Source organism: Priestia sp. FSL W8-0001 (genome assembly GCF_038050335.1).
In the GTDB taxonomy this organism is placed as follows: Bacteria; Bacillota; Bacilli; order Bacillales; family Bacillaceae_H; genus Priestia; species Priestia flexa.
In genome coordinates this window covers 836,480-861,472 of sequence record NZ_JBBPAL010000001.1, presented here as the reverse complement: position 1 = coordinate 861,472, position 24,993 = coordinate 836,480, and the positions used below count along the sequence as shown (strand labels likewise).

The 24,993-nt window shown below is 36.3% G+C and carries 21 protein-coding genes; 8 read left to right on the top strand and 13 right to left on the bottom strand.

All coding sequences use genetic code 11. The features are described from left to right. Window positions 1-111 precede the first annotated feature (111 nt). Window positions 112-3,078: a Tn3 family transposase gene (locus MKZ18_RS04545; protein WP_340842909.1), complete on the top strand. Its 2,967-nt coding sequence runs from the start codon at window positions 112-114 to the stop codon at window positions 3,076-3,078. Window positions 3,079-3,268: 190 nt separating this feature from the next. On the opposite strand, the gene MKZ18_RS04540 is transcribed toward MKZ18_RS04545, so the two are convergent. After that, on the bottom strand, window positions 3,269-4,699 hold the full coding sequence (locus MKZ18_RS04540) for an IS4 family transposase (RefSeq protein WP_047933940.1): 1,431 nt from the start codon (window positions 4,697-4,699) through the stop codon (window positions 3,269-3,271). A gap of 464 nt (window positions 4,700-5,163) precedes the next feature. Here MKZ18_RS04540 and MKZ18_RS04535 point away from each other — a divergent pair, with 464 nt between their 5' ends. After that, a complete protein-coding gene (locus tag MKZ18_RS04535) occupies window positions 5,164-6,594 on the top strand; it encodes an IS4 family transposase (RefSeq protein ID WP_047933940.1) in 1,431 nt (476 codons plus the stop codon). Window positions 6,595-6,746: 152 nt separating this feature from the next. Here MKZ18_RS04535 and fosB read toward each other — a convergent pair whose 3' ends face one another. Next, window positions 6,747-7,163: a FosB/FosD family fosfomycin resistance bacillithiol transferase gene (fosB, locus tag MKZ18_RS04530; protein WP_061786473.1), complete on the bottom strand. Its 417-nt coding sequence runs from the start codon at window positions 7,161-7,163 to the stop codon at window positions 6,747-6,749. Between the two features lie 209 nt (window positions 7,164-7,372). On the opposite strand from fosB, the gene MKZ18_RS04525 reads away from it, so the two are divergent. Together MKZ18_RS04525 and MKZ18_RS04520 are read left to right on the top strand one after the other, a co-directional pair. Further along, window positions 7,373-7,942, top strand: a complete 570-nt coding sequence (locus MKZ18_RS04525) for a GNAT family N-acetyltransferase (protein WP_138116968.1) — start codon at window positions 7,373-7,375, stop codon at window positions 7,940-7,942. A gap of 161 nt (window positions 7,943-8,103) precedes the next feature. Further along, window positions 8,104-9,681: an IS1182 family transposase gene (locus MKZ18_RS04520; RefSeq protein ID WP_138116520.1), complete on the top strand. Its 1,578-nt coding sequence runs from the start codon at window positions 8,104-8,106 to the stop codon at window positions 9,679-9,681. 433 nt (window positions 9,682-10,114) lie between these two features. Here the strand turns inward: MKZ18_RS04520 and MKZ18_RS04515 are convergent. Both MKZ18_RS04515 and MKZ18_RS04510 read right to left on the bottom strand, forming a co-directional pair. Next, window positions 10,115-11,265 (bottom strand): IS3 family transposase gene (locus tag MKZ18_RS04515; RefSeq protein WP_206833833.1). Its coding sequence is split into 2 segments (ribosomal slippage): window positions 10,115-10,992 and window positions 10,992-11,265, totalling 1,152 coding nucleotides; the frame shifts between segments, so codons are not numbered across the junction. 519 nt (window positions 11,266-11,784) lie between these two features. Beyond that, a complete protein-coding gene (locus tag MKZ18_RS04510; RefSeq protein ID WP_277716897.1) occupies window positions 11,785-12,330 on the bottom strand; it encodes a GNAT family N-acetyltransferase in 546 nt (181 codons plus the stop codon). 211 nt (window positions 12,331-12,541) lie between these two features. Here MKZ18_RS04510 and MKZ18_RS04505 point away from each other — a divergent pair, with 211 nt between their 5' ends. Further along, a complete protein-coding gene (locus tag MKZ18_RS04505; RefSeq protein WP_061785593.1) occupies window positions 12,542-13,903 on the top strand; it encodes an IS4 family transposase in 1,362 nt (453 codons plus the stop codon). A gap of 218 nt (window positions 13,904-14,121) precedes the next feature. On the opposite strand, the gene MKZ18_RS04500 is transcribed toward MKZ18_RS04505, so the two are convergent. Further along, window positions 14,122-14,340: a hypothetical protein gene (locus MKZ18_RS04500; protein WP_235932362.1), complete on the bottom strand. Its 219-nt coding sequence runs from the start codon at window positions 14,338-14,340 to the stop codon at window positions 14,122-14,124. A gap of 190 nt (window positions 14,341-14,530) precedes the next feature. On the opposite strand from MKZ18_RS04500, the gene MKZ18_RS04495 reads away from it, so the two are divergent. Continuing rightward, complete coding sequence (locus tag MKZ18_RS04495) at window positions 14,531-14,959, top strand: cell wall hydrolase (RefSeq protein ID WP_061786018.1); 429 nt, start codon at window positions 14,531-14,533, stop codon at window positions 14,957-14,959. A gap of 124 nt (window positions 14,960-15,083) precedes the next feature. Here the strand turns inward: MKZ18_RS04495 and MKZ18_RS04490 are convergent, their stop codons facing one another. The 3 genes from MKZ18_RS04490 to MKZ18_RS04480 form a co-directional block, all read right to left on the bottom strand. Beyond that, entirely contained in the window at window positions 15,084-15,506 is a 423-nt protein-coding gene (locus tag MKZ18_RS04490; RefSeq protein ID WP_061786024.1) for a hypothetical protein, read from the bottom strand. A gap of 72 nt (window positions 15,507-15,578) precedes the next feature. Then, entirely contained in the window at window positions 15,579-15,953 is a 375-nt protein-coding gene (locus MKZ18_RS04485) for a transporter (protein ID WP_163071057.1), read from the bottom strand. Window positions 15,954-16,362: 409 nt separating this feature from the next. Continuing rightward, entirely contained in the window at window positions 16,363-17,556 is a 1,194-nt protein-coding gene (locus MKZ18_RS04480; RefSeq protein ID WP_204271206.1) for a hypothetical protein, read from the bottom strand. Window positions 17,557-18,728: 1,172 nt separating this feature from the next. Between MKZ18_RS04480 and MKZ18_RS04475 the strand changes: the two genes are divergently transcribed. Beyond that, window positions 18,729-19,055, top strand: coding sequence for a hypothetical protein (locus MKZ18_RS04475; protein WP_340842911.1), 327 nt, complete (start codon window positions 18,729-18,731; stop codon window positions 19,053-19,055). Between the two features lie 19 nt (window positions 19,056-19,074). On the opposite strand, the gene istB (MKZ18_RS04470) is transcribed toward MKZ18_RS04475, so the two are convergent. The 3 genes from istB (MKZ18_RS04470) to MKZ18_RS04460 form a co-directional block, all read right to left on the bottom strand. Continuing rightward, a complete protein-coding gene (gene istB / locus MKZ18_RS04470; protein ID WP_000980839.1) occupies window positions 19,075-19,839 on the bottom strand; it encodes an IS21-like element helper ATPase IstB in 765 nt (254 codons plus the stop codon). Next, window positions 19,836-21,098, bottom strand: coding sequence for an IS21 family transposase (gene istA, locus MKZ18_RS04465; RefSeq protein ID WP_251385950.1), 1,263 nt, complete (start codon window positions 21,096-21,098; stop codon window positions 19,836-19,838). Before istA (MKZ18_RS04465) ends, istB (MKZ18_RS04470) begins: the two co-directional genes overlap by 4 nt. 330 nt (window positions 21,099-21,428) lie before the next feature. After that, window positions 21,429-21,569 (bottom strand): hypothetical protein, encoded by a 141-nt coding sequence (locus tag MKZ18_RS04460; RefSeq protein WP_025908863.1) that lies wholly within the window; start codon window positions 21,567-21,569, stop codon window positions 21,429-21,431. A 622-nt stretch (window positions 21,570-22,191) separates the two neighbouring features. On the opposite strand from MKZ18_RS04460, the gene MKZ18_RS04455 reads away from it, so the two are divergent. Next, window positions 22,192-22,440 (top strand): hypothetical protein, encoded by a 249-nt coding sequence (locus MKZ18_RS04455; RefSeq protein WP_340842912.1) that lies wholly within the window; start codon window positions 22,192-22,194, stop codon window positions 22,438-22,440. Window positions 22,441-22,471: 31 nt separating this feature from the next. Here the strand turns inward: MKZ18_RS04455 and istB (MKZ18_RS04450) are convergent, their stop codons facing one another. Continuing rightward, window positions 22,472-23,236 carry an IS21-like element helper ATPase IstB gene (gene istB, locus MKZ18_RS04450; protein WP_025909801.1) on the bottom strand — a complete coding sequence of 255 codons (765 nt, stop codon included), beginning with the start codon at window positions 23,234-23,236 and terminating at the stop codon, window positions 22,472-22,474. Window positions 23,237-23,238: 2 nt separating this feature from the next. Then, on the bottom strand, window positions 23,239-24,801 hold the full coding sequence (gene istA / locus MKZ18_RS04445; protein ID WP_144594440.1) for an IS21 family transposase: 1,563 nt from the start codon (window positions 24,799-24,801) through the stop codon (window positions 23,239-23,241). Window positions 24,802-24,993 lie beyond the last annotated feature (192 nt).

The following is a 24,993-nucleotide window of genomic DNA, read 5'->3' as shown; positions in this document are numbered from 1 at the left end:
ACTCTTAACTATGATTTTATCAGTCTACTATACTTGTATCAATAGAGTACACTCTATTGATATATAATTGAACTAATTAACTGAATAATTACAGAAATGAGATGATACTGTATGAAAGTTGCGAGAGGTAGAGAATTGCTTACATCGGAACAGCGACAGGTCCTTATGCAAATTCCTGAAGATGAGTGGGTGCTAGGAACCTACTACACTTTTTCCAAACGGGATTTAGAAATTATCAATAAACGAAGGAGAGAAGAAAACCGTTTAGGGTTCGCCGTTCAATTAGCTGTTCTTCGGTATCCCAGTTGGCCATACACTCATATCAAAAACATCCCGGATTCAGTCATACATTATATATCGAAACAAATCGGTGCCACTTCATCTTCGATTAGTCTTTATCCTCAAAGAGAAAATACACTTTGGGATCATTTGAAAGAAATTCGAAGTGAATACGACTTTGTAACTTTTACACTAAAAGAATATCGAATAGCATTTAAGCATCTTCATCAATTAGCTTTGGAAAATGGCGATGCCATGCATCTACTACATGAATGTATAGATTTTCTAAGAAAAAAGAAAATCATTCTGCCTTCTATCACTACACTTGAGAGATTGGTGTGGGAGGCAAGGGCAATGGCTGAAAAGAAGCTATTTAATACGGTTAGTCAAACTCTAACAAATAACCAAAAAGAAAAGCTTGAAGAGATCATTACTTCGCAGCATCCATCCGAATCCAATAAAACGATATTGGGTTGGTTAAAGGAACCACCGGGTCATCCTTCATCCGAAACATTTCTAAAAGTAATAGAACGACTCGAATACATACGAGGTATAGAATTAGAAACGGTACAAATTAATCATTTGCATCGCAATCGCTTGTTACAGCTATCTCGCTTAGGTTCAAGATATGAGCCTTATGCGTTCCGTGACTTTCAAGAAAATAAACGATACTCGATTTTAACCGTCTATTTATTACACCTTACTCAGGATTTAACGGATAAAGCCTTTGAAATTCACGACAGACAAATACTCAGTCTGTTATCAAAAGGCCGTAAGGCTCAAGAAGAAATTCAGAAACAAAACGGGAAAAAGCTGAATGAGAAGGTTATACACTATACGAACATCGGACAAGCTTTAATCAAAGCAAAACGGGAAAAACTAGACGTTTTTGAGGTTTTAGAATCGGTTATTGAATGGAATTCTTTTGTTTCTTCAGTGGAAGAAGCTCAGGAGCTTGCACGTCCTGCCGACTATGACTATTTAGACTTACTGCAAAAACGATTTTATTCTCTTAGAAAATATACGCCAACCCTATTAAGGGTATTGGAATTTCATTCCACAAAGGCGAATGAGCCACTTTTACAAGCTGTAGAGATTATACGAGGAATGAACGAATCTGGGAAGCGAAAAGTACCTGATAACTCACCTTTGGATTTTATTTCAAAACGGTGGAAAAAGCATTTATACGAGGATGATGGTACAACAATCAATCGGCATTACTATGAAATGGCTGTTTTAACAGAACTTCGGGAGCATATTCGGGCTGGTGATGTTTCTATTGTGGGCAGTAGACAATATAGAGATTTTGAGGAATATTTGTTTTCCGAAGATACATGGAATCAAACGAAGGAGAATACAAGATTATCGGTTAGTTTATCATTCAAGGATTATATTACAGAGAGAACTAGCAGCCTTAATGGGAGGTTACAGTGGTTAGCTGCTAATTCCAACAAGTTAGATGGAGTTTCTCTTGAAAAAGGAAAGCTGTCACTTGCACGATTAGAAAAAGATGTTCCAGAAGAAGCAAAGAAATTTAGTGCAAGCCTGTATCAGATGCTACCAAGAATAAAATTAACCGATTTACTGATGGATGTTGCCCATATAACAGGATTTCATGAGCAATTTACACATGCTTCTAACAAACGAAAACCAGATAAAGAAGAAACAATCATTATTATGGCTGCTCTTTTAGGAATGGGAATGAATATTGGCTTGAGCAAAATGGCTGAAGCAACACCCGGGCTTACATATAAGCAACTAGCCAATGTGTCTCAATGGCGCATGTATGAAGACGCAATGAATAAAGCCCAAGCTGTATTAGTAAATTTTCATCACAAGCTACAATTGTCTTCTTATTGGGGAGACGGTACAACATCCTCGTCAGACGGTATGAGAATGCAGCTAGGTGTTTCATCACTACATGCAGATGCAAATCCACATTATGGAACCGGAAAAGGAGCCACCATCTACCGTTTTACTAGTGATCAATTCTCTTCTTACTACACAAAGATTATTCATACTAATTCAAGGGATGCGATTCATGTTTTGGATGGTTTGTTGCACCATGAGACGGATCTAAACATAGAAGAGCATTATACAGACACTGCTGGTTACACAGACCAAATATTCGGATTGACTCATTTATTAGGATTTAAATTTGCTCCAAGAATAAGGGATTTATCAGACTCGAAATTATTTACAATAGATAAAGCAAGTGAATCTCCAAAATTAGAAGCCATTTTACGTGGACAAATAAATACAAAGGTCATTAAAGAAAATTATGAGGATGTTTTGCGATTAGCTCATTCTATAAATGAAGGAACAGTTTCAGCATCCCTTATTATGGGGAAACTAGGTTCTTATTCAAGACAAAACAGCTTGGCTACCGCTTTACGTGAGATGGGCCGAATAGAAAAAACGATCTTTATTTTGAATTATATTTCGGATGAATCATTAAGAAGAAAAATACAAAAAGGATTGAATAAAGGAGAAGCGATGAATGGACTGGCAAGAGCTATTTTCTTCGGAAAACAAGGAGAGCTTAGGGAACGAACCATACAGCATCAATTGCAAAGGGCCAGTGCCTTAAATATAATCATTAATGCCATCAGTATCTGGAATACTTTACATCTAACAAAGGCAGTTGAATATCAAAAACGGTCAGGTAGTTTTAATGAAGAATTATTGCACCATATGTCACCTCTAGGTTGGGAACATATTAATTTACTTGGAGAATACCATTTTAATTCGGAGAAAATGGTCTCGTTAGATTCTTTAAGACCCTTGAAACTTTCTTAACGTTGTTAAAACTGGGGGAATAGTCGGGGAAATGGGCTTAGCGTTGTAAATCCGCATTTTCCTGACTGTACCCCATACCCATCAAGCTAACGACAGAAACGATTAAAAATGTAATGATCCTTGTCCTAACATCGGTGAGTATCAGAAAAATCGGCATGACAAAGAAGCCTATGAAACTATCATTTTTTCGTTAGGCAACTTGTTGTTGTTTTACTGCTGTCTCATACACAATACCAAGAATGTCAAAAACGGTTTTTTTCTGATACCGATGACACTTACGCCCATTCTTTTTCAACAGGTGATACAGTCGTTGGAGAATCGTTACGAGTTCAGTCAGATCACCTGCCATTGCTGGAAATAGTAACGGAAAATAGTCCTTAATCATATAAATTGATTTGTATTCACTCAGCTCTTGTTTTCTCTTTTTCAACAGGATCTGCCGCATTTGAAACATGGTGGAAGAACAGAGAAGAATCCCGATGAGTTGCCCATATAAATGGCACTCTAGCCGTTCCTTTTTGATGGTTTTACATTCATCTATTTCGAAGAAGGACTTCCATGTTTTAAATAAAATTTCAATCTGCCAACGTAACGAATACAATGAATGCACATCGTTTGTCGGTACTTCTTTTGGTGGTGTGTTCGTAATATAAACGTTCATTCCCATCAGCTGTTTACTTTTATCCTTCATGACAATGCCTTTCTTTTTCTCACGTACAGCTTGGTTGTTTAAACGGGTTTTAGTTTGTTCGTTCGTTAGTCGGTGAATGATGACACGTGTCGGTAATTTTTGAATTTGACCAACATAAGCTTCTGAAAGTTCAATGGTCTCACCCGGTTCCAGTTCGTTCAAGATGTGTGCCATATTAAGCTGAATATATTCGCTCTGCTTTTTCAGTGTGCCGTTTTTGAAGTATTCTGGTTCAGGGTTTTTTACATAAATACGGGTATTTAGCTTTAATCGAGAGAGATAAAAGGCGCCTAATTCATGAATCGTTTGTAAATCTCGTAAATCAAAATAACCTAAATCACGTAAACAGAAATCGCCTGCTTTCACACTTTCAAGACAAGTTGTGCCATACGTTTTATCATTATCTTTTCCCGGTCCTAGCTGTACGTGTAAAAATTGCCCACTCAATAAGTCATATTCAAGCTGAATCTTTACACCTGCCGTATTACTGCTTCCTCCAGACCCTTGATAATCACTTACGAAGGCATCGGGTAGCTGAAACACTGTGGCATCTAAAATCCGAATACGGTTAAAAATCAAGAAGAGCGTTGACGATAGCGATTGTGTTGCACAAAGTTTCTGTGTGAGAAGTAAAGCAAACACCTCACGAAGAAACTGGACGGCTGCTGGATTAAACCGTTGATTCAATCCTTCCTGACTCATCAGGACACCTGTTGAAGCTTCTAGTCGACTACACAGTTGTGCAAGCGATGTGCGAGCGACTTCCTGGCTAAGCCACACGCAAAGAGCCATCAGTTCATTTGCTTGATACTTACTCGATCGTTTCACAAATCCCACTTTCTTAGCGATTTCTTGTAAGGCAATGGGAGACAAAGAGCGTTGTAATTCTTGTGCAAATAGGTGTAATTCTTCGGAAAACTGAACATCCATAAAAAAACGCCATCCTTTTCGAGTAGTTTACTAAAAAGAATAACGTTTTTTTCGTTTTGGGGAAAATCCATTGCGTTAGCTTGATGGGTATGTGACTGTACCCCATAAAGAGGTCCCACCAACGAAACGCTGAAAACATACGCTAAGGAATTGTTCAGAAAATCTTGAGTTGCTGAACACCTTGTCATTAAAGGATTTATAAGTGTTTCTTCCCTTCGGAAGTGTCCATTAACTCGTTCAATAATCAATGTTCAATAATTATTAAAATATTAAGTTTGTGAACAAATTTAATGTCTAAACGTATAAAAGGCCGTAATTTACTTATCGAAATCTGCTTAGCGTATGTTTTCCGCTAAATGTTGGTGAGACCCCCATACCCATCAAGCTAACGCAATGGATTTTCCCCAAAACGAAAAAAACGTTATTCTTTTTAGTAAACTACTCGAAAAGGATGGCGTTTTTTTATGGATGTTCAGTTTTCCGAAGAATTACACCTATTTGCACAAGAATTACAACGCTCTTTGTCTCCCATTGCCTTACAAGAAATCGCTAAGAAAGTGGGATTTGTGAAACGATCGAGTAAGTATCAAGCAAATGAACTGATGGCTCTTTGCGTGTGGCTTAGCCAGGAAGTCGCTCGCACATCGCTTGCACAACTGTGTAGTCGACTAGAAGCTTCAACAGGTGTCCTGATGAGTCAGGAAGGATTGAATCAACGGTTTAATCCAGCAGCCGTCCAGTTTCTTCGTGAGGTGTTTGCTTTACTTCTCACACAGAAACTTTGTGCAACACAATCGCTATCGTCAACGCTCTTCTTGATTTTTAACCGTATTCGGATTTTAGATGCCACAGTGTTTCAGCTACCCGATGCCTTCGTAAGTGATTATCAAGGGTCTGGAGGAAGCAGTAATACGGCAGGTGTAAAGATTCAGCTTGAATATGACTTATTGAGTGGGCAATTTTTACACGTACAGCTAGGACCGGGAAAAGATAATGATAAAACGTATGGCACAACTTGTCTTGAAAGTGTGAAAGCAGGCGATTTCTGTTTACGTGATTTAGGTTATTTTGATTTACGAGATTTACAAACGATTCATGAATTAGGCGCCTTTTATCTCTCTCGATTAAAGCTAAATACCCGTATTTATGTAAAAAACCCTGAACCAGAATACTTCAAAAACGGCACACTGAAAAAGCAGAGCGAATATATTCAGCTTAATATGGCACACATCTTGAACGAACTGGAACCGGGTGAGACCATTGAACTTTCAGAAGCTTATGTTGGTCAAATTCAAAAATTACCGACACGTGTCATCATTCACCGACTAACGAACGAACAAACTAAAACCCGTTTAAACAACCAAGCTGTACGTGAGAAAAAGAAAGGCATTGTCATGAAGGATAAAAGTAAACAGCTGATGGGAATGAACGTTTATATTACGAACACACCACCAAAAGAAGTACCGACAAACGATGTGCATTCATTGTATTCGTTACGTTGGCAGATTGAAATTTTATTTAAAACATGGAAGTCCTTCTTCGAAATAGATGAATGTAAAACCATCAAAAAGGAACGGCTAGAGTGCCATTTATATGGGCAACTCATCGGGATTCTTCTCTGTTCTTCCACCATGTTTCAAATGCGGCAGATCCTGTTGAAAAAGAGAAAACAAGAGCTGAGTGAATACAAATCAATTTATATGATTAAGGACTATTTTCCGTTACTATTTCCAGCAATGGCAGGTGATCTGACTGAACTCGTAACGATTCTCCAACGACTGTATCACCTGTTGAAAAAGAATGGGCGTAAGTGTCATCGGTATCAGAAAAAAACCGTTTTTGACATTCTTGGTATTGTGTATGAGACAGCAGTAAAACAACAACAAGTTGCCTAACGAAAAAATGATAGTTTCATAGGCTTCTTTGTCATGCCGATTTTTCTGATACTCACCGATGTTAGGACAAGGATCATTACATTTTTAATCGTTTCTGTCGTTAGCTTGATGGGTATGTGGTGAGACCCCATAAAGGAATCTTTTATTTAACTTTAGATATAAAATTCCATATGTGTTTTATCCTCTTTATAATATTCTAAACGATCTTGCAGGCTTCCAGTATGAAACTCGAATTTATGTCCATCTGGATCTGTGAAATAGATTGACATTTTATCTCTTTGGTCTCTTTCACGTCCAGGTAAAATATTAACCTTATTTTTTATTAAGTCACTTTTTAGATTTAGGAACTCCTCATCTGTTACAGTAAATGCAATATGAGTATATGAATGTTGAATTTCATTTCTTGGAATATCCTCTTCTGTGTTCAAAGCAATCCATAAGCCATTTAAATCAAAATAGGCTAACTTTCTCCCTTTAACAAGTAGCTTTGCTTGAAGGACATTTTGATAAAAATCTATTGATTTATCTAGATTTGAAACTGAAAAACAAATGTGGTTGATACTTAACAATGCTTATTTCCTCCTCGAATTTTGGATATATTATACAATTTATAATATAAGCTATTTATAAGAGAAAATATAGATAAATCAGTTTGGTGATACTGATAAGGCACATTATGTAAACTAGCAATGAATATCATATACAATCCAAACAAGGAATTTGAGAAGGAAAAAAGAAATAGTTTATAAGAAATTTTAATCATTGAAGGGGATTACTTATGGTAATAGAAAAGGCTTTGAGTGAAATTCCATTATTAGAAACTGAACGTCTTTTATTACGCAAGATAAAATTAGATGATCTTGACGATATATTTGAATTCTCTTCTGATCCAGAAGTAGCTCATCATATGACTTGGGAAGCTAATGAATCTAAAGAAGAAACTTTGAATAACTTTGTAAATGTGGTCATTGAAGGATATAAAAAAGGACAATCAGCAGATTGGGCAATAGTTCATAAAGAAAGTGGAAAAGTTATTGGCACATGTGCATTTGTGGACTGGTCTAATCAACATAGTAAAGCAGAAATTGGTTATGTCTTAAATAAAAAATACTGGGGAAATGGATTTGCTACCGAAGCTCTTAAAGAATTAATTAAATTTGGTTTTGAATCTACAAGTCTGAACAGAATCGAAGGTGGATGTGATACTGATAATGTTGGTTCAGAGAATGTTATGTTAAAGGTAGGAATGAAGTTTGAAGGTACTTTAAGAAAGAACGAATTTATTAAAGGCGAATTCCGTGATACAAAAGTTTTTGCTGTTTTAAAAGAAGATTTTTTGCTTAATTAGAGTAAGAGGCTGGGACAAAACCCTCCTCTGAACCGAAAAAGCCGGTGAAATTTTACGACGAGTAAAATTTCACCGGCTTTGTTTATTTTTACATTAAAATAAGGACCACTTCTGATAAAATAAAGTTACCATACAAAATCTTATCGGAAAGAAGGGTCCTTATGTTTAAAGATTATAACATGAATCAAGTGGTTTTGCCTTTAGATTTAGAAATAAAATTACAAGAAAATGATATTGCCTTCGCCGTTCACCATCTCGTTGAACATATTCCAGATGAAGCCTTTGCCGGCTTCTTACAGAAAACGGGGTGTCCTGCTTACCATCCACGCATGATGATGAAAATCATTTTATGTGCCTACACACAGTCAGTTTTTTCAGGAAGAAAAATTGAAGCGCTTCTCAAAGATAGTATACGTATGATGTGGCTAGCTCAAGGTTACGAACCGAGCTATCGGACAATCAATCGATTTCGTGTTCACCCAGAAGTTCAAGTGCTTCTTCGTGAGTGCTTTGTCCAGTTTCGATGTCAGCTTATTCAAGAGAACGAGATTGATAATGAAGCAATCTTCATTGATGGAACGAAGATTGAAGCAAATGCCAATAAGTTCACATTTGTCTGGCGCAAATCAATCGAAAAGTATAGTGCGAGCCTCTTGGAGAAATCAACCCAGCTGTATGACGAACTAGTAGAAAGAGAAATTATTCCACAGATCGAACGAGAAAGTTCGGACGAACTTTCTGTTGAAGAATTATCTCTAATCACTAAAAAATTAGAAGAAAAGGTTGAAGAGTTGACAAAAGAAATTGAAGCAAGTGAAGATGCCGATGAACGAAAACAACTGCGATCAAGCAGAAAAGAACCGAAGAAAGCGTATAAGCAATTTCAAGACTTTGTGAAACGTAAGTTAAAGTATGAAAAAGACATGGAGATTTTTAACGAACGGAATAGTTATTCAAAAACAGATCATGATGCCACGTTTATGCGTATGAAGGATGACTACATGAAGAATGGCCAACTGAAGGCGGGGTATAATGTGCAAATTGCGACAGAAGGTCAATATACACTTGCTTACGATGTCTTTTCAAATCCAACGGACACACGAACACTTTGTCCGTTTCTTGACGCAATTGAACATCACTACTTCGAACTCCCAGACTATATTGTCGCAGATGCGGGATATGGAAGTGAAGAGAATTACCTCGATGTGCAGAACAGAAAGCGTACGCCTCTTATCACATATAGTATGTATCGAAAAGAGAAGAAAAAACGCGTTAAGAATGACCCATTTCAGACAGCGAATTGGGATTATCATGAAGAAGATGATTCCTTTACTTGTCCCAACGGGAATAAGTTGACGTTTCGTTACAAATCGCATCGCACAGACCGTTACGGATTTACAAGGTTATTCAATGTGTACGAATGTGAAGACTGTTCAGGTTGTCCTTTTCGTTCACAATGTACGAAGGCGAAGGAAGGAAAGAACCGAAGAATCCATTATAACGAAAAGTGGGAACAACAAAAGAAAAGCATTCAACAGCTGCTTTCAGAAGAAAAAACGGGTAAAATCTACGGAAAACGTAAGATTGACGTAGAACCAGTTTTTGGATATCTGAAGGCTAATTTGCGTTTCACTCGAATGTCCGTAAGAGGCAAAGAGAACGTGAAAAACGAATTAGGGTTTGCGTTCATGGCGGTGAATGTACGAAAGTACATCGCCTCCAGCGTAAAATGTGCATAGACCAATCAAACAGATCAACAAAAAAGGGTTCTCATCATCAAAATGCGATGATGAGAACCCTTTTTCATTATTTTTGGCTAGTTATGTCCCAGCCTCTTTTCGTTCCTAGAATCTGGATTATGTTAACTAACGTTGTATACGATATACAGCAAAAAACAGAAAAATTCCCCCAATGCGTTAAGAGAGTTTTTCTGTTTTTTTAGGAGTTAGCTAAATGATGATCCAATCCATCTAGAGTAGTTTGCTCAAACTGTTAAATATTATTCGTATAGACAAGTCATCTGAAAACAGGTCGATGAACAGAATGTAATCTGGATTCTTAGAATCATCCGTTTTTTTGAGAAAATGCTCTCCTCAGGGCACCTATTTAAATATAAAAAACATTGGCTAAGGGGACTGACCCCTGTTTTTGAGACAGGAATCAAAACACCTTTTAAACAACTCGTTTTCTGTATTGTACAGGAGACTGGTTGTTTAATTTTGTTTGAATACGGGCATGGTTATAATACGTAATATAGCTTTTGACGGTTTGCTCTATGATGGTAGTCGTAGTGTATGTCAACTCGTCAAGGTAGAACGTTTCAGACTTTAGTGAGGAATGAAACGATTCAATTGAGGCATTATCTGCAGGCGTCCCTTTTCGGGACATACTCATGATAATGCCTTTCTCTTTAATTGTTTGTTGATAAGCATACGATGTGTACACAGAGCCTTGATCACTATGCAACGTGCACCCTTCCGGTAGAGAAGGGAGTTGGTTAAGCGTGTCTAAAACAAACGCGACATTTTGACAATCACCAATGGAATACGCAATAATTTCTCCGTTAAATAAATCTTGAATACTTGAAAGATACAATGGTTTCGGCCCAAAAGGCAAGTACGTAATATCGGTCACAAGCTTTTGAAGAGGGCGTTCAGCTCGAAAGTCACGATTTAATACATTCTCTGCAACCTGATAAGGTTGCCCTGTTCGCTGCCGTTTCTTCCGTTTAACGCGACATTGCCAACCGTATTTCTGCATGGTACGCTGCACAAACTTGTGGTTAATCTTCATGGTTCGCTTGAGTACAGCTGTGATCTTCCGATAGCCATATCGAAACTTGTGTGCACGACATTGTTCACCCACTTGCTGTTCCATCCATTTCTTTCGTGTATCCTGTTGACTATGCTGCTTCCAACGGTAGTAAGTGGACCGAGGAATACCAAGATGGAAACAGATTTGATAAATAGGGATTTGTTCTTTTAACTCTTCCACTAGGTTCACTGCGATTTCTGGTACCACTTCCTTTCCAATTCCTTGTACTTTTTTAAAATCTCGATTTGTTGCTTTAATTGTCGGTTCTCAGTCTTTAACTTAGCTGTCTCGTTTTCAAAATCAGGACCTTTTCCATAGGCATATTGCTTGCCTACTGGCTGTTCCAACCGGTGTACATCCCCATTTTGATACCACTTCATCCATGTTTTTAATTGGGTAGGATTCCGAATGTTTAGTTGTGATAAGACTTCTTTTACAGGTACACCGGCTAACCTCATTTCAATCGCTTTTAACTTTATTTCGACTGGATAACTGACTCTTGTTCCCATAGAAAAAACACCTCCAAGTGATTGTTAGGTACTACATACCCAGTTTTCAACTTAAAGGTGTTTTTTATTTGTCTCACTTTACGGGGTCAGTCCCCTCAATAACGCCAAGAAATTAGGCTTTTTTCATAGTTCGTTAAAGCTCCCTTCATCGAATATATTCTCTTTCCTAAAATCTTAATATCTACTTTCTATATGTAGTCTAATAAGCTCGAATGCGTAAGTGCTAGATTATATAGGATATTTTATATTAGTTCTCAAATAGACCTCAGTTGCTATACATAAACTTTCATTGTCTTTTCTAAGGATTTCCAAACATCATTCTCATCATAACATTTCAACTTTAGGCTGGGAACATATCAATTTACTAGGAGAATACAAAGAAGTGGTCTCGTTAGATTCTCTAGGACCACTGAAATTTACTTAGCGTTCTTAAAATTGGGAGAATCCTCTTGAAGACGGGTTTAACGTTGTAAATCCATGTTTTTCTAACGGTATCCCATTATAAGATTGTATTTTAAACTACTTCCATTCATCAGCCAAGAGACCATAAATAACATGGTCTACATAATGGTCATATAACCACTCTGCCTGTCTTATATTTCCTTCTTTCTTAAAACCAAACCTTTCTGGAAGCGCTCTACTCTTCTTATTTTCAACTGCCACCCTAACTTCAATTCTATTAAGTTGAAGGTCATTAAATCCGTAATTAATTAATACTTTGAATGCTCTTGACATTATACCGTTACCTTGAAATTCTTCACCCAACCAATAACCCACAACACCAATTTTATTGGCCTTATAGATTTCATTGAAACCGATTGTACCTGCGATTTTACCCCTATATATAATTGCGAACGATTGCGGATATCCCTCGTTCTCCATAAGTTCTTTATATCTTGATTGAATATTTTGTGCAGTATCTTCTACACTCTTTGTATAATCGAGCCAACCAAGCCACTTTTTTAAGTAAGATTTAGAATTTATTGTCAAACCATAGAACTCATTTGCATCATCTTTATTAAACATTCTCAAATAAACTTCATCATCCACCTTATGTATTAACATAATCCCCTAACCTCTTTCTTCTTTTTATGTTTATAAAGTAATAACTCAACTTTCGCATCGATAAATGTGCTATAAATTCATCTAGCTGTAGTTGCCGATGTCATTCAAGTACTATCATTGACACATAAAAATGCATGAAAAAACACCTATCCGTTTGGTATAGTTGATTTGTCGAGAATCAAACATTCCATACAGAAGAGGTGTCCTCTATATGATAGCGAATCATGACCAATCTAAGCAACTACCAAATGAAATAAAATCTACTTTTAAAGAACTAAAAGTATTGAAACATCTTAGAAAAGCTGGGATTACCAAGTCTTTTGGCTTTACCTGTGCTTATTTATTTCAGCTCATTTTCTGTTTGATCTTTGAAAACAAAAACTGGTTTCGAACACTTGAAAGTAAGAAATCTACCGATATTCCAGCTAAAGATGCGGTCTATCGTTTTTTGAACCGTTCCACTTATTCATGGAGAAGGTTTCTGCTTTTATTAAGCGCACACTCGATTGAAAAAGTAAGTAAGCTTACAAATCATGAGCGTATCAAAGTGTTGATTGTTGATGATTCATCTTATGATAAAAATCGAAGTAAATCGGTTGAACTTCTTGCGCGTTGTTTTGACCACGCTTCTCAAAAAATGCGCTTCTACAAAGGCTTTCGTATGCTTACATTGGGATGGTCTGACGGTACAACGTTTATGCCTGTAGACTTTTCTTTATTGAGCTCTAAAAACAGTGTCATCAATGGAGTGTCACAGAACATTGACAAGCGCAGTTCTGGATATAAGCGCCGTTTAGAAGCTTTACAAACGGCACCTGAACAAATTCCAACGATGATTCAACGGGCAATGAACTCAGGTATCGAAGCCACTTATGTGCTGATGGATACGTGGTTTACACATCAACCCCTTATTAAGGAGATCACAGATCAAGGTCTTGATGTCATTGGCATGGTGAAAAATTTAAAGCAACGTTACCTGATGAAAGGTAAAAAGGTTAGTTTGAAGGAACTCTATTCATTAGCTTCACCCGTTCAAGGAAAGAAAGGAATTCTACGGTCTATTCAAACGACACAAGCCAATGGAGTACCAGTTAAAATTGTATTTGTCCGTAACCGTAATAAAAAAAGTGAATGGTTAGCGATTTTAAGTACCGATTGCAGCTTAAGTGAACAAGAAATCATTCGTATCTACGGAATTCGTTGGGACATTGAAGTCTTTTTCAAAACAACAAAATCCTTATTAAAGCTACAAAAGGAGTTTCAAGGTCGTTCGTATGACTCTTTAATTTGTCATACAACAATCGTCTTTACTAGATACATTGTCCTCTCTTGGCAGAACCGTTGTAGCACAGACCAACGGACATTAGGTGGTCTATTTTATGATCTTTGCGATGAAATTAGTGATCTCGATTGGGCTGTCGCACTAGGACAGCTACTAGAGCTTCTTCAAGATGTCCTAAAAGAAAGTAACAAAAGGATTCAAAAGTTAATTCAATGTCAACTACAACACTGGATTGCAGGCTTACCTAATTACATCAAGGTCTACCTTCCTATTTCAGTGTGCGAAAGTTGAGTAATAATATAACAAGATTATTAAAAATTAAATAAATTGCCATTAAAACTATTTCGTTAATTTACTCCAGTTAGTGCAATTAGAAATTCTATTAATATCGTAGAACAGAATCAGCAGTTTATTAAAAATGAATTCACTCTATGTTAAGATTAAGATCTTTTAGCACAGCTACATTCTATTATTTATAAAATATACGTGATTTATATGATAAAAAGGGACTACCAAAACCAGGGTCCTCCCCAACCAAATCCTGGTCTACCGAAACCAAACCAAGGTCCTCCAAAGCCAAATCCGGGGCGACCAAAACCGAAACCAGGTCTACCGAAGCCAAATCCAGGACCACCAAAACCGGGTCTTCCAATAAACCGCATATCTCCATGGGGTAACTGATTTTCTTGAAAATATAAATTAGGTAACAAGTGCATTTCTGAATTCATGACAAAAACCTCCATTTTTTCTTATCAAAGCAAGAATATGCATTTACCTAGTTTCCGTCTTGGGTGAATGTCCATATTTCGGAAAAAACAGGTAGGAAGTAATGGTAGAGAAAAGACTATTTAAAAAAAAAAATGACGAAAAGACATTATACGAGATATAGAGAAATATCTTATTTCTGGAGGTGAAATTATGGCGGTTGTTAAAGCTACAACTTCAGACATAGCTCTTTTAGCGAGACTCCTTAGAGCAGAGGGTGAAAGTGAGGGCGAAAAGGGAATGCTTCTTATAGGAAATGTAGGGATTAATCGAATCAGGGCGAATTGCTCTGATTTTAAAGGACTGAGAACTATTCCACAAATGATTTATCAACCCCATGCATTTGAAGCTATTCAAAAAGGCTATTTCTATCAAAGAGCACGAGAAAGTGAAAAACGTTTGGCACGTCGATCTGTCAGAGGAGAACGTAGTTGGCCTGCAAAATTTAGTTTATGGTATTTCAGACCTCCTCAACAGTGCCCCCCAACATGGTACAATCAACCTCTTGTCGCTCGATATAAGCTTCATTGCTTTTATGAACCAAAAGCTGAAACATGCGAAAATATTTATAATACTTATTAGGAATTCTCTATAATTTTATAAGATGATGTATTAATCCATATCATTAAAAGCAAAAAAACTAACTTCTTTCTGACACAAAGTTAGTTTTTTTGCTTTTTAGTTTGTATATTTTCAAAGGATTTCCTCAACGTTCAAGTCCACTGTGAAGTATATTTGATGTTAAAAAGGCACCAACAGGAGGCAAATCACTGTTGTTAACGGAAGAACCTGTGAGAGTTGTATCTGTCGTAGCAATCCAAGTTCCATTCCTACCTGCTAGTAAAGAAGGTGGCTTCATAATAACCCGCCCATTTAAAACAAGATGTCGAATTTTAATAGTGGAATCATCAAACATAGTTAAGTTACCAGAATATGTGGCATAGGGTGAATCAAAGCCGATTTGTTTGGCACTCTCATTCCAATATCCATTAATGGGAATGAGAGTGCCACGAAAATTAACTGTACCTATTACTCTATTACCTGTAATAGAGTTAATGATGAGTACCCCCCAAACCATAGGTCTACCTGCAATCTCGGCATGGATACCCCATCTTGATGGGAATGGCATACTAACCCTGATCTTCTCTGTAGGTTGCAAAGCTGATTCCTCCCCTTTTCTTGTGCCATAAATTATGAATACTTAGAAACATGTAAATGAAACAATTTGTCTTGTATCTATACCAAAAATAGTCCAGAATCGCCCGTTCCATCTGAAACCAGCAACTGATCTCGGTCCCACAAAAATAGGGAAATACCAAAAACTTGACCCATTTCTAAGCCATATATATGTGTTACGGAATAAACACAACGAAATGGCTCCTGGATCGACTGCAAATGGTGTTGCTGTTTGCTGCTGTGGGATAAATGCTGGTGGTGGGGAAGTTGGAGCTTGCTGTCCACCGAAGGAAGGAAGGCCACCAGGTGACCCAGGGAAACTACTCGGGGGACTAGGTAATGGGAACTGTGGGCCTAAAAATCTTGGTTCAGGATAATAATCTATATAATTAAAATTCATATTTTTTCACCTCAATATATTGTTAATACTTAATACAATATGAGAAATAGGCCCAAAATGTTCGAATACTTATAAATACGGTAAAAAACCTTCTTAATCAGACGAAAATCTCTATGTTAAGTAAAGGTGGATACCATATAAAGCTTAAAAACAGAAAAAACTATCCAGTGTGTGATAGGATAGTTTTTTCTTGAGTTCAATAGAAGATTAAAAGGATGCTATGGTCAATTTATAATATGCAAAACAGCAATAAAGGTGCGGACAAGCGCCGGTTTCATACAAAAACTTTAATATTTTTATGTCTACTACCTAGAAAATCCATTAAGTAAATGAAAAGAACTTATTTATCCTTATAAGAGATAAAACAACTTTAAGTTGTTTCTAATTGCCTTAAGGCAATTTTTTATATTTAACGGCTAAGATCTGGACCTTTATTCTTTGCTCTATTTATATTTATACTTCTCATGCTTCCTAATTGATGTCTTTGTTGAGCTTGCTCTTGGCTACGGGTAGTTTGTTGTATAGCATTAAAAACGGTATTTAGAGCATTTATGTTGCTCTCATGTGTTTTTATTTCTTTTTCTAACCATGGGACAACTGTTTTCTCCATTGTGTTCATACGACTTTGTTGTTGTTGTAAATCTTGTTGTCCTTTGTAACCCAGTTCTTTTAGGTTTTTACGTCCATATTTAGCTTCACTTTGCAATTCTTCATAATCTTGACGAGCTTTTTTTGAGACAAGTCGTTTGGCTTTTTCTCCTTGGTTTCTGTCTAACTCATCAAGCTTGTTCTCCACGCTGCTGAGCTTTTCTACTTCCTTACTCATCGTTGAGACATGTTCTTTCTCTATATGAACCATTTTTTGATGTTTTTTGAACTCGTCTAGCTTCTTTTGGTTAGCATTTAGATTTTGTTTGATGTTAGATAGTCTAAACTGATTTTGTTGAGCAGTATCATGATACTGCTCCAGTCTTAATGCATTGCTGTAGGTGAGATACTTTCCAGCTGTTTTGAGATCCGGGTAATGAGAGCTTATCTCACGGATTTTGGCTTGCTTAATGGCTTCTTCAGCTTGTAATAGTACCCTAGTTTCGACTTGAATTTGTTTTTTCTCATACGTAATCTGATTGAGTCGGTTTTCTTTCTTTTGAGAGAATTCTTGATAACGCTCATAGAACTCTTCTTTGGTTGAAAAACGAAGCGTTTCTTTATGTTTTTGAATGCTGCTTTCATAGCTTTCTTTGTTACTTTCTAAATCAGAAATTTTATCAAGATGACGTCGTTTCATCATGTTATTTTCTTTGAGTTTAAACGGATTAAGGGACTTCTTAAGTTCCTCTACCTTTTCTTCGTTCTGTTGGATTTCACGCTCTAAATCCCTCACAAGATCATAATAATTGCTGACATTTAGGAATTGCTGTTGTTGTGCATGAAGGTGTCGTTCAATAGGATCATGACGGTCACTCATTTTGCGTAACTCTTCGTGGCGTGCTGTAATATCTTCAAAGGTAATAACCTTTTGACCTACTAGAGATGCAGCTTTTTGAATATAGGTTTTCTCTATATCCGTAGAGAAGCTGAATTGCTTCTCTTTTTCCTTCATTTTCTTTAAGTGGTCTTCTTTTTGACGACGATAAGCTTGTAAAAAAGGTTTTGGCTGGCTGTTTTTATTTATATCTATTTATACTTTATATACAAGCGTCGAGAGCTTTTTATTGAAGTAGAATTGACAATGGATGTAGATGAAGAAGTGCAACCCATGTTTGCCCTACATCCTTAGCAAACCTTCTTGTGTGTCTCTCTTATTTATCATTCTCTCTTTCTTTTTAGAGAATAAAGACACTGCCATTAAAAGTGAAACTATACGTATGTAATTTTCGTTTAATAGCTAATTCGAGAGTTATTACTTATAAAAACCAGTTTGTTTTGGATTTTACGATTCCCATAGTGTTGGCAGCTTTTGAGAGAAGTCTTTTTATCCGTAATCAGTTTGACCTTAAGTTTTGTATTTAATTTAGCTTGTTGATTCACCTTGCTCGCACTCATTAATAAATAAGTACGTAATATATGAACGTAGGTCAAATTGATCTTCACTAACAAACGTAGAAAAAATGTTTTTGTTTTCGCTCATTGAATTTCCCTCCGATATAAAAGTTTCTATTTCTACTATTCCCCAACTAGTAATCTCTTATACATATAATTTCATATAAATAGTTTTTCATTATGGATTGAAGTAGAAAGTTCCTCTTGTGGAATCTGTTTAAAATTTCCAACAACCCTTTACTAGCCCTATAGTGTGCAGGTATGTTTTACTATGGAAGAATGCAATATATATACTTATTTTATGCAAAAATAAGTATATCAAAATAAATTATAAAATAAGTTTTTTTTGTTGCACTGCCTTTTTAAAAAACACATCATCTAATACCGCCATATGAAAATCATACTATTTATTTACCTTTTACAAGGGATATCCCATATCAATAGTGGTATAAAAGAATGGATTATCTAAAAGAATTTCTTTTTATTTTGTAAATCAATTATTTTTAAGTTAATTAATGGTAATACTAATTTATTGATCAAAAAACTAAATATTCCTCAAATTATATGAAATTTCATGATACAATACGTATTAAAATACAAAGATATGTGTACAAACTGGCTAATCGCTAGCAAAAATAATGAGAAATCAGAAGAAGAAATGATAAAGTTAATATCTATCATAAGTGTCTCCTATACCTATGTAACTATTAAAAGTGAAAAGGAGTGATTTTTGTGGATTTCGAAAACCAAAAAAAATTGCTGTTAGATTTACTGATCACAACATGGGAACTCAATGGATCTCAAGTAGCTTTATTTGCCAAAGAGCTGTCGGAACAATTCAATATCACAATAGACCCTTTTAAAGGAACTATAAAAGCAAATGAAGATGGACAAGATGTAACGCTAAGATTTCTATTAAACAATCAAAACATCAACGTTACTTCTATAAATTATGATGATAAGCAATTTTTTATAAGAAACAACATTGAGTATAGATTAAGAAGAATCAGTTTAAGAATGTCAACAACGATTCAAATTTCCCCAATTTCAACGAAATGAAATTCCCCATTATGAACGGCTAAATCGTTGTTTGGGCAGGATAAATTCCTGCTTTTTTCTTTTCTCGCAAACGGTAGGAGTCACCCTTGATGTTAAATGTAATCGCATGATGTAAGAGGCGATCCAAGATAGCCGTTGCCAATACATCGTCACCAAAAACTTTTCCCCATTCAAGGTACGATTTATTAGATGTTAAAATCATTGCTCCTTGTTCGTATCGCTTTGAAACAACCTGGAAGAAAACATTGGCGGTTAGTTCATCAAAAGGAAAATAACCTACTTCATCTACAATTAACACGTCTGGACGACTCCAACGATTTACGAGTCGCTGGAGTGTCCCTTTATCATTGGCCTTGCGGCACTGAGCCACTAAGTCGTCGGCCGACAAAAATAGGGCTGTATATCCTTGGGTAATCGCTTCAATCGCAAAGGAGACGGCTAAATGAGTTTTTCCTACACCCGGAGGACCCAGTAATATGCGATTTTCCCCATTGGCAATAAAGCGACATGTTAAGGTTTCCTTGACCCTTTTCTCGCTCAGACTTGGTTGAAATGTAAAGTCAAAATCATGAATCGTTTTGGTGTAAGGCAGCTTTGCCCGTTTCATTCGCTTTTCTAGTTGATCAGAATCTTGTTGCTCCGTTTCATGCAAAACGATAGTGTGAAGAAACTCAGAATATGATACATTATCCTTAGAAGCGTCTTCTAGTAAACTATCAAGTTGGTTGGCTGTATGATGCCAGCCGAGCTTCTTTAAACGCTCCAATAAGAGTTCGTTCATCATACAGACTCACCTTCTTCCAGTGCTGCGTAAGCAGCGAGAGGGCGTTTTTCCACATTTGGAGATGGGGTATGAGAGTGAAGACCGTCGGTCGCCAAATCTTCAACGTTCTTCGCTTTCTGCCCTTTTTCTTTTGTATGTAGCCCATCATAGTGTTCCATTCGGATATGAGTAGTTGCTTTTCCTGTAAGAACCGGATGCTTTGCGATACATTCACGTTCATCGTAAATCTCTAAATGATGATCGAGTGTTTCTTTAATCTTAACCATTTGTCCAGCGTAACGGTAAGGAACTGAATACCTTTTTCCGCGGTACGACACCACACAGTCCCGACTGACTTCTCTGGTTTCCCAATGTGAAGTGGGAAACAGAGGCTTCACTCCCCATATCTGCAGGAACTTCTGTTCCTGCTCAAATCGTTGAAATGGTGACTCATTAGTAGTCTGATTGGTTTTCTTGTTAGCTATCTGATCCAACCATGTACGTACGGCTTCATTTAATGCATGTAAAGTTGGTTCGTGTTTTCGCTGAAAGAAGTTATCTTTCAAATACTTAATGGTTCTTTCTACTTTCCCCTTTGTTTGCGGACGTTTAGGACGACAGGCTTTTGGCACAATCCCATAGTAGGCTAAGAAATCCTCAAACTTGCGATTGAAACGAATCTCTACAGGACTATGCTTGATTACAACGGTTTTCATATTATCATAGAGAATTTGTTCTGGTACCCCATTAAAGTAAGAAAAAGCATTCATATGACACTTCATGAGGGTTTCGAGATTCATGTTGGTTGTAAACTCTACGTACTTCATTCGGGAATAACCTAATATCATCACAAATGCATAAATGTCTTGCAGATTGCCATTCACTAAGTATTTTCCCACGTACGCCCAATCCACTTGGGCTTGTTTCCCTGGTGGTGTTTCAAACCGTAAGGTTGCCTGTTTCTTTGGCTGTTGACGAAGAGGACGAACAAAGTCTCTTAAAATTGTCATCTTCCCCTCGTAACCCATCGTTTGAATTTCCTCTAACAGTACGACACAGTTGGTTGTTCCTTCTTTGACTCGTTGAAGGATGTAGGACTTATAGGGTTCGAGCTTACTCTCTTTCTGCTGCTCGCTTGCCTTACGTTCCGGCAACTGATTGCTTTTTAGATATTTGCTGATCGTTTTACGATCGAAGCCTGTTGCTTCTGCAATGGCTGTTTTCGTCCACCCTTTCTGAAATAACTCTCTAATCATAAAAAACTCCCCAATCTTCAGCACCGTTTCTTCACTCCATCTTTGATGTTTGTTTCGAAACGATTATCTGTTATTTTTGGGGAATTTAAAACCGTTGTTATTGGGTATTTTACAATCGTTGATTACAAGAACGATATGTGAAGTTCAGTATAAAGGAGAAGTTTACATTCCGAGCTGGAAAGAATCAGTTCTGCTTAGGTGACTAATGATTCGTCCCGTGTTAAAAAGAACGGCCTGCTTGTTACTGAATTTGAGATTTATGAGAATAACAACCCCTACCATCAATTTTAAAAAGAACTTCAAATAAAAAAACATAGGAAGATCTTGATCTTCCTATGTTTTCATTCATTTTATTCATCTATTTTGCTTCTTTTTCAAATACTCCGCACGAAGTTTTTCAAGTTGCTGCTTTTTATCAACTTTAGTATTTTTTTGTTTTTCATGATACTTTGTCATAGCCATCTGGCCTTTGGTATCCAATAGATATTTGCTCACTTTGTTCACCTACATTTCTTGTCCTTTAAAAATTACTTCACCAAATATACTATACCTTATTTTACTGAAGTAAACCTTATTATTTATTAATTAGTTTATTGCTAACTTTGCATATATCAGTAAAAACATTAAAAATGTAGTAAAATATTTCATTGCTAATTGGTATTTATTTCGTTGGGATAATCAAAACAAAATGCCCAAATCCTTTATACAAAAGGATTTGAGCATTATTTAAATATGACCTGTGAGGGATTTGAACCCCCGACCCCTTCCCTGTCAATCTTAATCATTAAAAACAAACAAGTTTAATTCAGTTAAATAAGATCAAGAAAGCTTGATTTATCAAGGTTTTAGGCAAGTTCACAAACCAACTCAGTTAAATGAAATCAGCTCAAAAATATAATTATGTGAGCAAATGTGTGAGCATTTTGAGAAGCAAGTGGTCTGTTCTTCAAGAATATAATGCATACGCACCGCTCTGTCTAGAAGCCACAAATTTCACTTGTATTTAAGACAGTTATAAATGAACCAGGTATATTGATTACTCTTCGATAAATTAGAGTAGCTGCGTTTATGTATGTAATGAATATTTAATAAAAATTCGATATAGGAGAGTATAACGATGGAAAAACAGTACCAACTAATGTTCGTTTTTCGAACAAAGCAGCTTTCGCTTCTACACTGTGTAGGAATGGATTATGTAAATGGATCAATGTTTTGTGTACTTCTTAACAGTCCAAATGATAATGTACAAGTTGATTATATGACCAGTGACTACCCTAAAGCGTTAATTAGGCACTTAAATGAAGAAAAAGAACTTATTAATCGTGGATTTTATGATATTAGAACTTGGAATATGGGTTTGTTGTGACCGTCAAGTAGAATGAAACAATTTTTGCTCGTTATTTTGAAACACTTTGTTCCCCAAATATGGTAGAACGATGCTTCATACGATAACTATCTTCATTTAAATGAATGATTTCTACTCGGTGAAGAATCCTATCTAGAATTGCTGTTGTTATAGCTTGATCACCCAATAATTCTCCCCATTCTTTTGGTGCCTTATTAGAGGTCAAGATAATGGAAGACTGATTATACAAGTCATTAATTAAATGAAAGAACATATTAGCTTCTTGTTGATCCATTGCCATAAACATTAAGTCATCTATTATGACTAAATCAGCCTCTCTAATTCTTTTCATTCTTGCTTTTGACTTTCGTGTGATTTCTTCTGTTTTCAGGTTATGAATTAAATCTCCCATTGATGTGAATATCGCTTTATACCCTTGGTTAATAGCCTCTATTCCTAGGCCTACGGCCAGGTGAGTTTTACCTACACCTGGTGGCCCTAATAAAATCAAATTGTACAGCTGTTCTATCCAAGTTAAATCTTTTAATCTATTTAGTTGTTTGTTGCTTAAAGACTTTTGTTCTTTTAAATTAAACTCCTCAAGTGTTTTGCTGAAAGGAAAAGTTGCCCACTTTAATCGGTTGTTTAGTTGCTTTTCTTCTCTTCGAGTTTGCTCATAAGAAGTGACATCTAACAGGAATTGAGTAAATGAAAGGTCTTTTTGCTCAGCTTCTCTGATCAAATGGGGGAGATGCTTGGCAGTTTCAACGAGTCTTAACCCTTTCATTATGTCTTGTAATTGTTGGATTTGGCTCATCGCTATTCAACCTCCATTAAAACCGTGTAAGTATCTACTTTTCTTTTGTATGCTTCTGTTTCTAAAACCCATTCTGATAGCCTGTTCAAAGTCTTAACTTCTTTCTTTTTATCAATAACTGTTTCATGTACCTGGCGCTGACGTTTCACATATGCAATGATATCGCCAAAATCAGTTGCACTGTATAATTTCCTTTTTAAACACTCTGCTAACGCTTTAGTCAGTACTTCGTTATCGATACCTTTTGTTTCGCGCAAGATGATTTGCAACTGGTCTTTAATGTAACGAGGATTTTTTTCCCTAACCTTCTCTAAATATTTAAAGGCTAGTTCTTTATCTTCAAATCTCTCAGCCACTGTATGAATGAATGCTCCAACACCTTTTGTACGATCCCTACTATGTTTTTTATCTTTTATTAACATCCCTTTCCCTTCGGGAATTGAATGTTTTGCAATAATTTCGCCAGTATCAGGTATATAAATAACTAATTCTTTAGTCTCCGTTTCCTTGATACATACTTTTTCATATTTGTTATAAGTTCCAAGTGGAAGAGAGTACCGATTAGATTGGTAACGAATAGTATTGTCCTTATGAACACATCTTGCTATACTTATCTCATAGTTATTTTGAATATCTATATTTTGGGAGACTGGTTTTAAGTGTTGCTTTTCCAGGAGGAACACTTCGAATGGTCTCTTTTTTGTTGTATTGTGTATTTTATAGTTACCCGTTCTGTTCAGCCATTCCCATCCTTGCTCATTCCAAGAGTCGATGTTATGAAACACTCTATGTTTGGCATAGTTTTGTTTGATAAATCCAACTACATTTTCTATTCTTCCCTTACTCTCAGGGTCAGCTTTTCTACAAACCCGAAGGTTTATTCCTCTGGATTCTCTATACTGCTGAAATTCTTTAGTTAAAATTAGATCTCCACCATTTTCGCTAACAACAATTAAACTATCTTGGTCATAAACGATCTCATTGGTCATTCCTCCATACCATTTAAACGCGTTCTCATGGGCTTGTATAACATCCCGTGTTGTAAATGGTCTATCCAACCACTCTTTATACTTTTGTCTAGAATGTGATAAGACAAAAGCTATAAAGTTGAGTTTGGCTTCCTTATTATCAACAGTTTTTTGTCTCGTATGACCAAAATCTACTTGCATTTGTTCTCCCATTGGGGGATCAGGAATTGCCTCATACATTCGAGGAGATGTTTCCTTATTTATTTTGTATTCTTCTCTTAATGCTTTTACATATGTTCTTACTGTACTTTCTCCAACAGTTAGATCTTTATATTTCTCTAAAAGCCAATCATAAACTTGTGCTGCTGACATATCCGGATGCATTCTCAACCAAGATAAAATCAGTTCTTTATATGGATCTAATTTTTTCTTTTTATACTGAAGAGAATCAACCCATTCCGCCATCTCCGAAGGAGATCTCTTTAAGTGCCTGTAAACAGTTGTTCGAGAAACCCCTAACTTTTCAGCTATCTTTGTCTGACTAAATCCTTGCTTTAATAATTGCTTTATCTCCATGTACATTTCCCACTTATCCACCTTCGCTAACCTCCACTGCAAGTATGAACTATGATCATTTTACAGTGATAGGTTGATATTTTTTGCTGGTATATTTGGGTAAATAAGCGTTTCATCTTATCAAGCAAAAACTGTACACTTTATTCTAGCAGTCACATTTGTATGGCTAAACTTATTAAAAACAAGGATACAATATTGTATCCTTGTTTTTTT